This is a genomic window from Paenibacillus sp. NPDC058177 (genome assembly GCF_042883835.1).
GTDB classification, from domain to species: domain Bacteria; phylum Bacillota; class Bacilli; order Paenibacillales; family Paenibacillaceae; genus Paenibacillus_AQ; species Paenibacillus_AQ agri.
The window spans coordinates 352,843-368,216 of sequence record NZ_JBHVVB010000001.1; the positions used below are offsets into that span (position 1 = coordinate 352,843).

The window sequence follows — 15,374 nt, forward strand, 5'->3', positions numbered from 1 at the left end:
GTAGGAGCGACAGCGCCCGCCTTTGTCTCCGGATTTCAACCGCAAACAGCGGTACCATAGAAAGAAATCTGGAGACAACAGCGGCCGGAAGTCCAAACATTCCACCGTAGTGACGACTGAGCCTTATGTTCGGATCTTAAGTTTGTCTTATATAGTTAAGGAAGGAGCAAACTAATTGCAGAAAGATATATTGATCGTCGAAGACGATATGAAAATAAGAAAGCTTTTAAGATTGTATTTGGAAAAAGAAGGATATAGCGTAATGGAGGCTCAGAACGGAGAAGAGGCCAGAGAGATGTTTCAACAGGATGAGCCTTGTTTCGTAATAACTGACCTGATGATGCCAAAGTTTAGCGGTGAACAATTATGCAGGTGGATTCGACATGAACAGAAAAGCGACATTCCTATTATGATGCTCACAGCTAAAATCACAGAATCCGAACGGATCGCAGGTCTGCAAATGGGTGCGGATGATTACATCATCAAGCCATTCAGTCCACAAGAAGTTGTTGTGCGGGTCAATACGATACTCAAACGGATGGCCAATCGCTGCAGCAAAATTAGTTACCGGGGACTGATGATCAAAACGCAATCATGTGAGGTTAAGTATAACGGGGTCGATATTGCCTTAACACAGCATGAATTTAAGTTGTTGCACTTTCTTATGAAGCATCCCAATCAAATCTTGTCCCGTGAGCAAATTTTGAATGAGCTTTATCCGAATGATGAGCGGTCTGTGATCGATCGTACGGTTGATGTTCACGTTGGTAAGCTAAGAGAGAAGATTGAGGTGTCCTGCCAGACGCCGTCCTTCTTTCAAACGGTACGTGGAATGGGGTATCGCTTTGTTGCCTATTAAGAAACTGAATATATGGAAGCAGTATGTCGCTTGGAAATTGATTTGGGTAAATGTGCTGGTGATGCTCGTTGTGATCTGGTTAGTAGGCGTATCTGTCAAAGACTTTGCGTGTGTGCTGGTGGCCAAGTATCAGCTTGTGGGCGATGTCAAAAATGATTTCTTTCAACGTACCATGCAGTTCTATCTTATTAGGGCAAGTGTGCTTGCCATTGTTGTGGCTGCCATCATTCATTTTATTTTTATTAAGAAGATTCTGTCTCCTTTGAAAAGATTAACAGAGTCGACTCGTCAATTAATGGAAGGATCATATCCTGAACCCATCCAAGTAACCGCTGAGGATGAGATTGGAGAATTGACGAAGCGCTTTAATGCTATGACCCTAACCCTGCAGCGGACGGAACAGAATCGTAAAGTAATGCTCAGCAATGTGTCACATGATTTAAGAACGCCACTTAGCAATTTGAATGGTTATTTAGAGGCGTTAAGCAGTGGTGTAATTGAGGGAGACCAGGAATTGTATTTATCTCTGTTGGAAGAGTCGCAGCATATTACACGGCTTGTGGAACAGCTCCACCAACTATCCCTTTGGGAGGACAGGGGGGCTGACAGTATGGTTTTTAGCCGGATACCCATCGACGAGTTCATTACACGAAGCTTGCAATCTTTTCAACTAGAACTAGAGCGCAAAGGGATCACCTTGGAGGTTTCTCTCGAACCACATGTCATTGTTAGTAATGAGGATGGCTTGCGACAGGTGTTAACCAATCTGATACAGAACGCAATTACTTATAATTCGGGACATATAGTTTGGATATCAGGGGTTGTGGCAGGCGAGGACTACCGAATTACAGTATGTAATTTGGGAGAAGCGTTGTCAGAGGAGCTGCAGGAGTTGGTTTTTGAACGTTTTTTCCAAGCCGATGGTTCCAGACAGCGTAGAGAAGGGATGAAGGGGAGTGGACTTGGCCTAGCCATCGTGAAGGAGATTGTGGGGAAACTTGGAGGTCAGGTAGAGCTGACTTCAGACAAGGATAAGCATTCTTTTTCAATCACGGTACCGCTCAAACTTGGCAAGAACTGAAATATCATATCACTGAATAGGTCAGAAAGGAGGGCAGAGGTTATGGATAATATCCAGCTCGGATCATTATTAATAAACGGACGACTTGTGATGTACATGACTTTTGGAGTAATCGGGTGGCTTGTGCTGCATTACCGGTTACGGAATATTCCAGAGCAAGAGCTGTTCACCTCCTATGCAAGCAATGCATTCTGGATATGGCTGCTTGTATGGAAAGGGAGCTTTATGTTTCTATATCCCATTGAATTTATAGAGACGCCTATAAGCTTGCTGTATTTTGACGGCGGCAAACGTGGGATGTGGCTGGCGAGCCTGCTTGCAATACTTTACCTGTGGGTACGATCGAGAAAACAGAATTTGCCTATTAAAATATGGATGGACATCGGGCTATGGTTCATCTCTGGCTGCTGGCTAATCTATCCCATAATCCAGGTTATAGCCGGGCATCAGCCTGTTTTATATGATAAGTTAAGCGCTTTATGGTCAGGGGGATTCATGTTGATCCTGTTCCTGACACGAAGAACCTCCCGCTTTGGTGACCGGAGTGGGTATGCCATTTGGTTTCTAATTGGACATGTAGTTCTTCAGTTTCTGTTGCCTGACCGTACATTATGGCTGCTGTCATTTAGCCGGCTGCAAATCATATGTATTGCAATAGCCGCAGCCCTAACCGTATGGTCATACTTCCAGGAGAAGAACGAGAAAGGATGATGATATGAATCACATTACCATTGTAGTAGCTTTTGCCGCAGGAATGTTGTCTTTTCTATCTCCCTGCATCTTTCCATTGATTCCTGCTTATCTATCCCATTTGACAGGCTCCTCGCTGCAAGACGGCAAGCTTGTAGTACATAGAGGGAGATTGTTCTCCCAATCACTCTTTTTTATTCTGGGATTTAGTCTGATTTTTATCGCCATGGGCGCTTCGGCCAGCTTTATCGGCCAATTTTTTGCTCAGCAACGAGATTTGGTTCAGAAAATAAGCGGCTTATTCATTATTATCTTTGGTCTGCAAATGATCGGATTACTCAATCTGTCCTTTCTAATGTCGGGCAAAACCTGGGAGACCAAAGGCGGACATAACCGTGGAGCTATTCGTTCTTTACTTACTGGATTTGCATTCGGAGCAGGTTGGAGCCCATGTGTTGGACTGGCATTATCTTCGATTCTACTGATGGCCGGCTCAGCTGATACATTATGGAGCGGTATAGGCATGTTGGCCGTGTATTCGCTTGGTCTCGGTATTCCGTTTCTGCTGATCTCCTGGCTGCTAACATACTCTATGAATGTGCTTAAAAAAATGAACAAATGGATGCCCCTGTTATCGAAGGTGAATGGGGTACTGCTCCTAGGGATGGGACTTCTCCTGTTCACAGGGCAGCTGCAACAGCTGAGTGCTTGGCTGGCTAAATATACGTTGTGGGATATTACTTTTTGATAGACTGGAGGTAGTTAAAATGAAGAAAAACGTCATTGCCATCATCTTTATCATTGGATTAGTACTATATGGGGGATATGAATACTTCAACAAGTCTGAGCAACAACCCCTGCAAAGCGCAAGCTCAGAAGCGGAAAGTCATGATGTTGGTATTGAGAAAGGGCAAGTAGCTCCAGATTTCACATTACAAGATCTGAGTGGAAATCCAGTGCGGTTGTCAGATTTTCGAGGGAAAAGAGTAATGCTCAACTTCTGGGCTACATGGTGCCCTCCGTGCCGGGTAGAGATGCCGCATATGCAGAGCATTTATGAGAATTATGAATCGGAAGATGTAGTGATCCTCGGGGTGAATATGACCTTAACGGAAAAGGCGCTTGGAGATGTCCAGCCATTTGTTCAAGAGCAGAAGCTTACTTTTCCAATTGTATTAGATGAGGACGGGGAGCTTATGCAAACTTATCAGATCGTCGCCTACCCAACGACTTATGTACTGGATGCCGATGGCGTCGTACGGGAGAAGGTGCGGGGCGCTATGAATTATGAGATGATGTCTGAACTGCTTGCAGAAGTGAAATAGATGTTAGAATAAGAATTGAACAGAAAAAAAGTGGCAGTTAGGACTTTATTATCTTGTCCAAGACTGCCACTATTTTTTATAATCGGGTCAGTCTATATACGACGAATATAAGAAATTACAAAGGGCGAGAAGGAACGAAGGGGAAGGTTTGGAACTGTAGGAGCGTTAGCGCTCGCCTGAAAGCTTTCCGCAGGAAAGCTCGCATCGGAAGCATGGGCTGTACCGGATTTCAACCGCGACCGGATGTCCAAACTTTCACCGTAGTAACGACCAAGCTTTGAGTGAGAATCTTAAGTTCGTCTTATATATAGTACTGTAAACCAACAAGATATATAAGGAGCAAAATTATGAATTGTCCTCATTGTGACAACGAATTAAGTGAACTTCCATTATGTTATGGAATTGAAGCACCACATTACTTTAATTTGGTACCAGAAGAGCAAAGAACAGAATTAACTGGCGATTTTTGTGTAATTGATGAACAGCACTTCTTTATTAGAGGGCATATTGAAATACCAATAGTGGGTAGTAATGAGAAGTTTATTTGGAGTGTGTGGGTGTCTCTTAGTGAAGAGAATTTTTTTAGAGCGAATGAATTATTGTTAGTAGAAGGCAGAGAAGAGGAAGAACCTTATTTCGGCTGGTTATCGACTGAACTTTCAATGTATCCAATATCGACGTTGTCATTGAAGACAATGGTACTTACACAAGAAGTGGGTGTCGTTCCGCTAATTGAATTAGAACAAACAGACCATTCCCTTGCAATTGAACAAAGGGACGGAATTACGATGGAAAGAGTTAAGGAGATTGCTCATTTGGTGTACCACGTTTAGTTGTAAGGAGATGGACGGCAAGTTGATGAATTATAAGTAGAACATAGGCAGGGAGGCAGCAATTTTGATGAAACATAAACTGGACACATGGAAGCGGCAGTGGCAGTGGCTAGTTCAGGCCCTGGAGCTGAAGGGGGCAAGCACCTTTATTACCATTGATCACCCTGCACCAGAGCGGGAAATTGCTGAAGCTGAATCCCGGCTCAGAATCCAGTTGCCTGGGGAGTTCCGTTCACTGCTAAAGGATGGCTCGGGCAAAGTATTAGTATACTGGAGCTTGCCATGTGAGACGATTAAACCTTTTGATGTGAGTGGAGATATAGGCTGGGGTACAGATCAGCTTTGTTTCTCCGATTTTGCCGATGAGGAAATGGAGGGGCAACGGCGGTATCTTACCTTTCATGTCGCCGGCAACGGGGATGAATTACTGCTGGACTTGGGCAGTCCTTCCGGAACTTCCGTTGTGCATTGGGCACATGAGACGGCAGAATTCCAGCTCCTTGCGCCATCCATAACGGCTTTTGTAGACCGGGTAACAGAACTGGGTTGTGTCGGAGCCGAGGAATGGCAGTATCCGTATTTTTGCGGGGAGTTCGGCTTGGATTTGGAGAGTGGAAATAGCAAACGCTGGAAGGCATGGCTGAATCAATACCTAACGCTTTCATTGGAACAGGCTCAGGAGGAGCTTCCGCTGCTCATCACCTATACAGAGATGAACGGGGTGGACAAGGAGGTGGCAGCAGCCTTTGCCCGCTATGATGGAGAGGCAGTGCTGCAAGCCTGGTTGAAGCGAGCCAGTGCAGAGCAAGATCCCAATCAAATCGATGCTTTAATGTGCAGTGCAGGTGATGTTCTGAAGGAGAACGCAGCTGATGTGGTGCGATCACTGTGGTCGGAAGCTCCAGCGGTTAAAGTGAGCCCCTCTACTCGTGCTTATCTTTCTGCACGCTGTCTGCCGGAAGGTGAGGGACTTAATCGGGTCTTCGAAATGTTGGAAGTCTCTGCGAAACAGAATAAGCTGAGTGGTTATGAAGCGAATTCGCTGCTTCAGCATTTTGGAAGCCGCAGAGTGCTGGAGTGGATGGAGGAGAAGGTGTCTTTTCCTTATAACGGTTGGGATACGTTGTATGTCCATTCACAGCCTTCAGTATCCGACATCTTACACTGGCTCAGCGGGAAGGATGTACAGCGTCAGATTGTCATTTCGGCCTTATCCAGTCTGCCGGAGGATTACGTGCTGTTCAATAGTGATGTGGACGCACAGCAGGTCCGCAGCTTGCTCGAACAGGCGTTGGACACAGCTGTGCTTAAAAAAGAAAAACAAGTCATCCGTAAGGCGCTAGAACGGCTTGCTTAAAGCAACCGCTGTTAATGTGAGCTGATAAGGGTAAATCATGAATAAATCAATGGAACTAAACAAAAACTTTACTGAATAACGTCACTACTTTGACAGTTCAGGAGGGATTGTTATAAAACCGTTGATTGTAATTGCAGCACTAGTACTCGTTACGGCTTGTTCTAGTAATCATTCGGCTGACAAGCAAATGACAACTAAACAAACGAAAGTTGAGACTCGTGCTCGCCATGGTGCTTCAGCGTCAACCTTAACTCAAGCTTCTTCCATTTCCACAGATGCTCCAAAGGATTCAATACTTAGAGCTAAACAAGCACAAGTACCTGGTGATGTTTCGGGTTTGTTAGGGGGGCTTTTAGGCAACAATACGCCGACAGAGAGAACACCTACGCAGACTGCGTATCCGCAATCAGCTACTAACCCGGAACCGTCAGCCAATCCACAGCAGTCTGCTTATCCAGGGCGGTCAACTAACCCGCAGAAGTCTGCCAATCCAGAAGCATCCGGCGATTCATCCCAATTTGTGCAGCAAGTATTGGATCTGGTGAACCAAGAACGAACGAAAGCAGGTTTGAAATCCCTTAGCTTAAATAGTGCGCTCTCGAAAATGGCTCTGGCCAAGGCGCAGGATATGTACGACAACAATTATTTTGACCATCAGTCTCCGACGTATGGCTCCCCATTTGATATGATGAAGGCGTTTGGGATCACCTATAATTCAGCAGGTGAGAACATCGCCAACGGCCAGACAAGCGCGGAGGAAGTGATGAACCAATGGATGAACAGTCCTGGTCATCGTGCGAACATCCTGAATAGCAGCTTCACCGAAATTGGAATTGGCTACTATAACAAAGAGTGGGTTCAAGAATTTACGGGCTAGTCTCGTTATAAAAAACAGGCCGGAGCGAGGGGATTCGCTTCGGCCTGTTTTTTTATTTAGTCGATACAGACTTGAACCATTCGTTCACTTCTTTGGTGATCTGGTCACCGCCGTTAGCTTTCCAATTGGTTACGAACTGGTCGAAGGCATCTACTGGCAGTTTGCCGTAAATGATTTTGTTGAACGTTTCCATTTCGGACTGACGAAGCAGGTTCCATTTGGAGACCATTGTTGGCGTCGCAGCACCTGTGAAGTAGTTTTGCTTACGAACGTCTAATTGCGACATAACCACTTTAGCAGCTGCCCAGTTTTCCGGTTTACGGAACTCAGCCATCTGTTTTTCATAAGGAGTTTCTGGTGTCTTACCATCTGCTAGTTTAACAAGTGTCTTCATGTACAGATCAGGAATACGTGCCGGACCAGTCAAGAAAGGGAACTCATTGGAAAAGTCTTTAATTTTCTCTTTATCACTGGTCGGTTGTCCATCAATAATGTCCCAATCGTAGCCCTTAGCGAAGCCATATTCGAATTCACTGCCTGCAGCCGGGTTAGCTAAATTATCAAGCAAGTAGTTATAGTATAAGAAAATCGCTTCAGGATGCTTGGCATCCTTGTTAATCATGATACTGGCGTTTACGCCGGAGTTCTGCCACTTCGTACCGATGAATCCATCTGGTCCCGCTGGAACTGGGTAAGCTTTAATCTTCGCCCCAGGTACATTTTTCAACAGATCGGGAGCAGGCCAGTCCGGCACCCAGTTCGCGCCTGGCAGGATTCCTGCTGCGCCTTTTGTCCAGCTCTCAGCAGATTTACCTTCATCCCACAGCGCGGAGTCTGTATGAATATAGCCTTTATCCATCCATTCACTAAGCTTTGCTAGTGCTTGCTTGGCACCAGGATTAATGGAGCCGTATTCAAGATTGCCATCGGCATCTTTGTTCCATTGCTCTTGAATGGTGCCGTAGGCTCCGAATAACCAATCGAGTGAGCCCATCCAGGTGTTTGTGTTATTTTTTAAAGAAATCGCCAGTGGGAAAACATCTTTAGGTGCTAAGCCATCCGGATTCTCGTTCTTGAATTTATCCATGATATTCTCAAGATCAGCGATGGTTTTCGGAGCTTCAAGATGCAGCTTTTCCATCCAATCTTCGCGCAACCACAGCAGCGTGTCGTCATTATCCGTATACTCAAGGATCGGCATATTGTATTTCTTACCGTTCTTGGTGAACGGGTACCACAGTTCCGGATGCGCTGCCGCATGGTCTTTCAAAATCTTATTGGCATACTTGTCAAAGAGTTCATCGATAGCAATGAACTGACCGGAATCAATCAGCTGATTGGTCAATACCGCGTTAGTTGGAACAGCCACGAAATCAGGCAGCTTCTCACCAGATGCAATGGCCAGCTGCAGCTTTTGTCTGTATTGATCGTCATTGGCAGGGTACCAGGTATCTTTATGCTTCATGCCCAGCGTCTCCAGCATCCAGCGATCGTGAACGTTATTTTCTTTCGTATCCCCTTGTACATATTTCTTCGGCATCAACACCGAGCTGAATTCGATGGGTGGATCGTATTTACCTTTTTCAAAAGCAGCATCTGCTTCGGATGAACTTGGAGTGGCATTGCCTGATTTGGCGTTCTCATTCGAAGTTCCGCCACTGCCACAGGCTGTGAGTGTGATAAGTGCGGTGACTGTGAGCATCGACCACATTTTTTTGAATTTGATCATTCTTCAATTCCCCCTACTGTGTATGATCTTTACAAGTGTAACTTTAACAAGTTGTCGGGGATGGCATCTATATGAGTTTTTTAGTTTCGATAGGACTCTATCATGCTATTTATTATTGTCTCTGTACTCCTGCGGCGTTACCCCAAACTGCCGTTTGAACACTTTGATAAAATAAGCCGGGTCCATATATCCAATCTCCATGCTGATTTCATACACTTTCTTGGAGGTTGTTTTCAGCTTGTGACAGGCACGATCCATGCGCAGGCGTGCGATATAATCGCTGATTCCTTCGCCCGTCTCGATCTTATAAATTTTAGATAAATGGGTCGGGTGGAGATTAACATGATCAGCTAGCACACGCAAGGAAACATCAAGATGGAGGTTTTTATCGGTAAAATCCTGAATTTTCTTCACATACTCTGACCGTATGTCTTTGATATCGTTGGATGTGCCTTCTTTAAGTTTGTCTAGGACACTGAGCGACCATTTTCTAAGCTTACTAATCGTGGTAAAAGCATCTCCGCTCTGTAGCTCCTCAATGTCAGTCCCCATTAACTTAGCCAGCGTAAGCCCATTGCGGTGAGCGAGATTCGTGAACGAAGCCGTAATTAAAAAGCCAGCCTCCATACAATGCTCCCAGGATTCAGACCATTTCTCATCCAGCTCCGCACAGACAGCGAGTAATTTCTCTTCCGCCGCATCCCACTGCCCGCTTTCTAGCAGATGAATCAAAGAGGGCGGGGTATAGAGCGCGTCCAAAGGGCCATGTGCCGCAGAATGATCCACGTCATTAACCCGCATCACGAATTCGCGCTCGTCTCCGACGATTTGCCGGAAGTAACCCGTAGCCTGACGAAAACGATTGGACAGCTGTTCAGGAAACGTGAACCACTCTGTGATAACAATGGAGAGGGAACCCTTCAGAAATTGCTTGACCTTATACTGAAGCTGTAAAGAAAGCTTCTCCAGCAAAGTTTCTTTTCCAATGTCGGTTCCTTGTTCTTTCAGCTGAAGCAGAAACACCAGATACCCATGCTCCTCCTTAACGCCCCAGACTTCCATAAATTCGCCCAGAATCTCTTCGGCCATATTGATGATCGCATATTCGATCAAAGTCTGATCGTTGTTGTTGTATTGTCCAAACTCTTCTTCCAACCGTACAAGCATTAACGCGCAATCCCCGGCGTGGAAGGGGAGACCGTAATTCACAAGCTTACGTTCCCACTCGCCGGCTTGGAATCGATGTCCTTGCAAGGCATCCAGAAGTAATCGACCCCGTAACAGCGGCAGATTCTCGCGAAGGGTAAACTGGGTTCGTGTGAGGGAGCTTACGAGCTCCCATTCGTTGTTCAATTGATCAATGGCAGTCTTTACTGCACCCATCAATTCATCGTCAGTCGGTGGCTTGAGTAAGTAATCAATGGCCTCGTACTGCAGTGCTTTTTTGGCATAATCGAATTCGGAATGGCCGGATAAAATAATGCATTTTATCTTTTTATCACGTATTCTTATCCGCTCGATCAGTTCAATTCCCGTCATTTCCGGCATTTGAATATCTGAGATCACAATATCTATGGGGTGGGTATCGATAATTTGTAGCGCTTCATGCGCCGAATAGGCTTTGTGTACCTGTTCAATTCCCAACGTATGCCAAGGTTTTGTTGTAGAAAGGTTATCTACCCAGTGGGCTTCATCGTCTACGATGATCATTTGCATGTTGTTAGTCTCCTTGATGGTTTGTTATATAAGACGAACTTAAGTTCCTAACGTAAGGCTGGGTCGTCACTACGGTGGAATGTTTGGACTTCCGGTCGCTGTTGTCCCCAGATTTCTTCTTTATAACCGCTTCTAGCGGTTGAAATCTGGTGACAAATGCGAACGCTACGCTCCTCCAGTTCCAAACTTCCCCCTTCGTTCCTACTCGCTTTTGTTGTGTTCTGTTGCTCATCTTATATAGTTATTGTTTTATTCCTCAGTTGGAATTTCCCAGATGATCTCTGTGCGGAATCCTCCGAGAGGAGAGGGGCCAAATATAAGACAGGATTGATTGCCGAACAGGTGAATGATTCGCTGATTCGTATTCCAGAGACCACAGCCCATTTCCTCCTGCAGTGGCTGCTGCATTTTCCGATTCAAAGCTTCTAGCTGATCCGGGTTCAGGCCGGGTCCATCGTCATCAACGTAAATTTTGCAGAAACCGTTCGCACGCTCGCCGCTAATTCTGATTTCTCCTGATGAATAGGATTTCGCCACACCATGAATGACCGAATTCTCCACAATCGGCTGCAGCATTAAGCGTGGCACAGACTGGCTAAGCATAGGCTCAGGGATATCAATATGATATTCTATTCTGCCATTGCGCAGCTTTTGGATATCCAAGTAATTGACGAGCAATTTGATTTCATCATTCAGAGAAGCGGTCTCCCGTTCCATTCGGGTAGTATAGCGATAGTACGCACTTAAGTTATAAGCCATAGAGATGACGGCTTCCTGCTCTTTCATCTGGGCCATATTGATAATATAACCAAGGCAGTTATAGAGAAAATGGGGGTTGATCTGCGCTTGTAACTGCTTAAGCGTAGCTTCTCTGGCCCTAATCTTTTCATTGAACACATTCTCTATCAGATCTTGAATTTGATGTGACATATCATTAAACCGATGGAACAGAAATGAGAACTCATTCTGATCCTTGCTATGAAGACGAACGGAATAATCTCCCCGCTGCACGCGCCGTAAGCCTTGGATCAGCTTTTTGATAGGAGACTGCACGTTTCTGTATAGTAGAATCGAAGCCGAAATGCCCACAACAAATAGTAAAATCATCGAGATATAGAACAAGTCCCGGCTGAGTGAAATCGGTTGAAGAATTTGATAGAGTGGGACCACATCTACTAAATGCCAATCCAGATAGGAGGATTTCACCGAGCTGACCAGATAGTTCTTCCCATTCAGCTTCACTACATCCTGGGTTGTATTCTCAGGCGAGTGACTATCCAGATAACGAATAAGTTCTTCTGATAGCTGCTTGTCGGCACTACGGTTCAGAATGGGCAAATTGCCCTTATGATAAAAGAAGGGATCGCCTTGTCCACCTTCCTTGTACTTATCCAGCATGTTCTGAATGTTCTCATAGCTGAAGCTGGCTTCAATCACCAGATTGCTGCCCGTCAACATCCCCGGCTGGGCTAAGGAATCTGTGAAGAACCAGTAAAAGGATTGCAGCTTATTTTGCGACTCTCCCCCTTGATCACCATAGGTCCATTTTCCACTCATATTTCTCTTTAAGTAATCCTCATCATACCCCGTGGAACGGTTGTAATTGGCGATAACATCTTTATTCTGCTGTGAATGCACAGCGTATCTGGTGGGCCAAATATCGGTGACTCCAGACTGCAGCACCATTTTCTCCTGAATGACATAACGGGTCTGCATCTGATCATAACGATCATCCCAAATATTCAAACCGTTGAATGCTCTGACATTGGGATCTCTTGAAAGAATAAGACTGAAATCCATCATCTGATTTATTCTAGAATCGATTTGGCTGGATAGAAAGGTGAGCTGTTTAGTATTGGAGACCTGCAACTCTTTGCTAACGACATCGAATGTGACGTTGTTCGAATAGGTATACACGATGATAATCGGGATGAACAAGACAATGATCAGACAATTGATTTTGGCAAAGAGGCTAAACCGGGACCGTGCCTGTTCCTTTAGTAGTGTAAAGCGCTTCCATAGATTCATGTATGACTCCTCCAGATGATGCCCTAATAAAACCATATCAAGCCTAACAATGTTATATAGTCAGACCTGAGAAAGGCCTGATACTATTTATAGCAGAGATCCCCATTACACACAAAATATTTTTTTGGGAACAGGAGAGCGCTATGGAGGCTAATATGGAGGTCAACTCGATACCGCAGGCGAACACCCGGAGTAAGCCGAATAGAAAAAGAAAAAAAGGCTTTAACCAGTCATGGATTCTCCATTTGATGGTATTGCCGGCGGTCATTATGGTGTTTATTTTTTCTTATATTCCGATGTCTGGAATTCTCATGGCCTTTCAAGAGTATAAACCTGCATTAGGTTTTTTTAGTTCGGAGTGGGTCGGACTGAAGCATTTCAGGTACATGTGGGAAAATGATTATTTCCTGCAAATCACGTGGAATACGCTGTTTTTTGCCTGTTCCAAAATTGTGATGAACCTGATTATTCCCTTTATCTTCGCCTTATTATTGAACGAGGTACGGAAGATGGCGCTCAAAAGAACCATTCAAACGCTCGTGTATCTTCCACACTTCTTGTCTTGGGTTACACTGTCAGGCATTCTGATCGATATCCTGGCCCAGACAGGTCTCATTAATCAGTTCATATCATCTGTATTCGGCATCAAGCCGATTTTCTTCCTGGGAGATGGCAACTGGTTCCGCTTTACGATTATAGCGAGTGATGTCTGGAAGGAGTTCGGCTTCAATACCATCATCTTCCTAGCGGCATTATCCGGGATTAGTCCGTCACTCTATGAAGCTGCTGAAGTGGATGGAGCGGGGCGCTGGAAGCAGACGATATATATTACCATACCTGCGCTGATTCCAATTGCGATCGTGATCGCGACTTTGGCCCTGGGTAATGTGCTTAATGCTAACTTCGACCAGGTGTTTAACCTCTACAGTCCGTTGATCTATCAGCAAGGGGATATCATTGATACCTTTGTATACAGGGAAGGTCTTCTTAGCGGGCAGTTCAGCTTCGCTACCGCAGTGAATCTATTCAAATCGGTGATCAGCTTAATCTTAATTGTGATTTCTTACCGACTGGCCTATAGATTTGCAGGGTACCGAATCTTCTAGAAAGGATGAGAACGAATGTATCATAAAACAATCCCTTATCGCATTTTCAGCATATTCAACAATGTGTTCTTGACGATCCTTGCTGTACTCTGCTTATTGCCTTTGTATCACTTGCTCATGGTCTCACTTAGCGCGTCGGCTCCTGCTAATGCCGGATTGGTTACTTTCTGGCCGATAGGTTTCACGCTGGAAGCCTATGCGAAGACTTTTAACAACGCGAATTTCCTATCCACCTTGTGGGTGTCTGTGGAGCGGACCGTACTTGGAACAGGACTTGCACTGGTGGTCAATACGATCGCAGCCTATGCGCTGTCCAAGGAGACACGGGTCTTCCGGGCGCGGAACATTTACCTTTGGTATTTTGTCGTAACTATGCTGTTCAGCGGAGGACTGATTCCGGGCTATATCCTGATTCTTAAGCTTGGGTTGATGAATTCTTTGTTAGCGCTGATTCTGCCTGGATTAGTTGCGGTATTCAACATCATTCTACTGCTTAATTTCTTCCGGACCGTACCCAAGGAGCTTGAGGAAGCTGCGTTTATTGATGGGGCAGGGCATTTTACGACCTTTTTGAAAATATACTTGCCGGTTTCCTTACCCGTGCTTGCTACGGTTTCTCTATTCCTGATGGTGGGGCATTGGAACTCCTATTTTGACGGTATCATTTATATTAGAGATTCAGACAAACTGCCACTGGCGACCTTTATGCAAACGATCATCGTTCAGGCAGATATGTCAAAGCTCGATCCGTCAGCCGTTGCCAATCTGTCACAACGTACCATTCGGGCTTCGCAGATCTTTATCAGTGCGCTGCCGATCCTGCTGGTATATCCGTTCCTGCAGCGTTATTTTGTGACGGGGATTGTGGTTGGGGCTGTGAAAGAGTAGTCACTGGAGAGAACCATCCCCCCGAATAGATTTGAAGTGAAAATAAGGGCACAGGATAACGAGAAGGAAGGAATTAACCAAAATATGTCGAATACGATGGATTAAGATAATGAAAGGGGGATTTGCTATGTGGTTTTACAGCTACAGAAAACCAATAAGAATCCGTCACCTCCCTCAATATTAAAAAAATTGAGGAGGATTACAATGAAAATAAATGATAATTATTTGAAGGAACAATTAAAGCATGTATATTGGTTAAATGGTGGTTGTTGTGCAGGGAAGTCCACAATGACAAAGAAATTTGTTAAAGAGTTAGGATTTCAAACACTGGAAGATAACGTGATGAAGTACAGACCATTCACAAATCCAGTTGAATACCCTGCCTTACAGTATCCTCATTCGGGTTTAGATTGGGATAAATGGTTCAATAAACCTAATGATGAACATGTTCATTGGCTTTTTCAAATTGTCGAAGAGATGATGGAATTTTTTGTTACGGATTTATTAAAAATGCCCACTGATAAACCAATCATTATAGACTTAGGAATTATGCCCGAGCGTATATTACCCTTTATTCCAAAAGAAAGAATGATTTGCCTCTATACTTCTGACGAAGAAATAGAAAGGCTATATTTCTTTAGAGAAGACCATAAGATGATTTTGGATGTTATTAATCTTACATCAAATCCAGCGGCAACAATCGCAAATGGTAATAAAAACATGGTGAGATTTTCACATGACGTAAAAAGCGCTTGCATTCGAAATGGCATCAAAACACTGGAAAGAACACCCGAAATGAGTGTTGAAGAACAGTTTAAATTAGTTCGTGAGCATTTTGGATTATGAGATGAAAACAAACAATTGTTGATTTCATTGGTAGGTAAC

Annotated in this window: 14 protein-coding genes; 11 read left to right on the top strand and 3 right to left on the bottom strand. The window is 44.6% G+C overall.

Annotation, left to right across the window (positions count from 1 at the left end; all coding sequences use genetic code 11):
• Positions 1-175 precede the first annotated feature (175 nt).
• From ACFVU8_RS01545 to ACFVU8_RS01580, 8 genes are all read left to right on the top strand, one after another.
• Positions 176-859: a response regulator transcription factor gene (locus tag ACFVU8_RS01545; RefSeq protein ID WP_387425637.1), complete on the top strand. Its 684-nt coding sequence runs from the start codon at positions 176-178 to the stop codon at positions 857-859.
• Positions 849-1,940: a sensor histidine kinase gene (locus ACFVU8_RS01550; protein ID WP_387425639.1), complete on the top strand. Its 1,092-nt coding sequence runs from the start codon at positions 849-851 to the stop codon at positions 1,938-1,940. The genes ACFVU8_RS01545 and ACFVU8_RS01550 overlap by 11 nt, the downstream gene beginning before the upstream one ends.
• 42 nt (positions 1,941-1,982) lie before the next feature.
• Positions 1,983-2,651, top strand: a complete 669-nt coding sequence (locus ACFVU8_RS01555; protein ID WP_387425641.1) for a hypothetical protein — start codon at positions 1,983-1,985, stop codon at positions 2,649-2,651.
• A gap of 4 nt (positions 2,652-2,655) precedes the next feature.
• On the top strand, positions 2,656-3,378 hold the full coding sequence (locus ACFVU8_RS01560; protein WP_175372559.1) for a cytochrome c biogenesis CcdA family protein: 723 nt from the start codon (positions 2,656-2,658) through the stop codon (positions 3,376-3,378).
• A gap of 19 nt (positions 3,379-3,397) precedes the next feature.
• Positions 3,398-3,955 (top strand): peroxiredoxin family protein, encoded by a 558-nt coding sequence (locus ACFVU8_RS01565; protein WP_379464468.1) that lies wholly within the window; start codon positions 3,398-3,400, stop codon positions 3,953-3,955.
• A 347-nt stretch (positions 3,956-4,302) separates the two neighbouring features.
• Complete coding sequence (locus tag ACFVU8_RS01570) at positions 4,303-4,788, top strand: DUF2199 domain-containing protein (protein WP_387425643.1); 486 nt, start codon at positions 4,303-4,305, stop codon at positions 4,786-4,788.
• A 67-nt stretch (positions 4,789-4,855) separates the two neighbouring features.
• Complete coding sequence (locus tag ACFVU8_RS01575; RefSeq protein ID WP_387427159.1) at positions 4,856-6,145, top strand: SMI1/KNR4 family protein; 1,290 nt, start codon at positions 4,856-4,858, stop codon at positions 6,143-6,145.
• 187 nt (positions 6,146-6,332) lie between these two features.
• Positions 6,333-7,022, top strand: a complete 690-nt coding sequence (locus ACFVU8_RS01580) for a CAP domain-containing protein (protein WP_379464466.1) — start codon at positions 6,333-6,335, stop codon at positions 7,020-7,022.
• A 52-nt stretch (positions 7,023-7,074) separates the two neighbouring features.
• Here ACFVU8_RS01580 and ACFVU8_RS01585 read toward each other — a convergent pair whose 3' ends face one another.
• The 3 genes from ACFVU8_RS01585 to ACFVU8_RS01595 all read right to left on the bottom strand — a co-directional run bounded on the left by ACFVU8_RS01585 (position 7,075) and on the right by ACFVU8_RS01595 (position 12,495).
• Entirely contained in the window at positions 7,075-8,751 is a 1,677-nt protein-coding gene (locus ACFVU8_RS01585) for a type 2 periplasmic-binding domain-containing protein (protein ID WP_387425645.1), read from the bottom strand.
• Between the two features lie 105 nt (positions 8,752-8,856).
• Positions 8,857-10,467 carry a response regulator transcription factor gene (locus ACFVU8_RS01590; RefSeq protein WP_387425647.1) on the bottom strand — a complete coding sequence of 537 codons (1,611 nt, stop codon included), beginning with the start codon at positions 10,465-10,467 and terminating at the stop codon, positions 8,857-8,859.
• 249 nt (positions 10,468-10,716) lie between these two features.
• Complete coding sequence (locus ACFVU8_RS01595) at positions 10,717-12,495, bottom strand: sensor histidine kinase (protein WP_387425649.1); 1,779 nt, start codon at positions 12,493-12,495, stop codon at positions 10,717-10,719.
• Between the two features lie 155 nt (positions 12,496-12,650).
• On the opposite strand from ACFVU8_RS01595, the gene ACFVU8_RS01600 reads away from it, so the two are divergent.
• The 3 genes from ACFVU8_RS01600 (at position 12,651) to ACFVU8_RS01610 (ending at position 15,335) form a co-directional block, all read left to right on the top strand.
• Positions 12,651-13,601, top strand: a complete 951-nt coding sequence (locus ACFVU8_RS01600) for an ABC transporter permease (RefSeq protein ID WP_387427160.1) — start codon at positions 12,651-12,653, stop codon at positions 13,599-13,601.
• Between the two features lie 15 nt (positions 13,602-13,616).
• Complete coding sequence (locus ACFVU8_RS01605; protein ID WP_387425650.1) at positions 13,617-14,489, top strand: carbohydrate ABC transporter permease; 873 nt, start codon at positions 13,617-13,619, stop codon at positions 14,487-14,489.
• Positions 14,490-14,693: 204 nt separating this feature from the next.
• Complete coding sequence (locus ACFVU8_RS01610) at positions 14,694-15,335, top strand: hypothetical protein (protein WP_387425651.1); 642 nt, start codon at positions 14,694-14,696, stop codon at positions 15,333-15,335.
• Positions 15,336-15,374 lie beyond the last annotated feature (39 nt).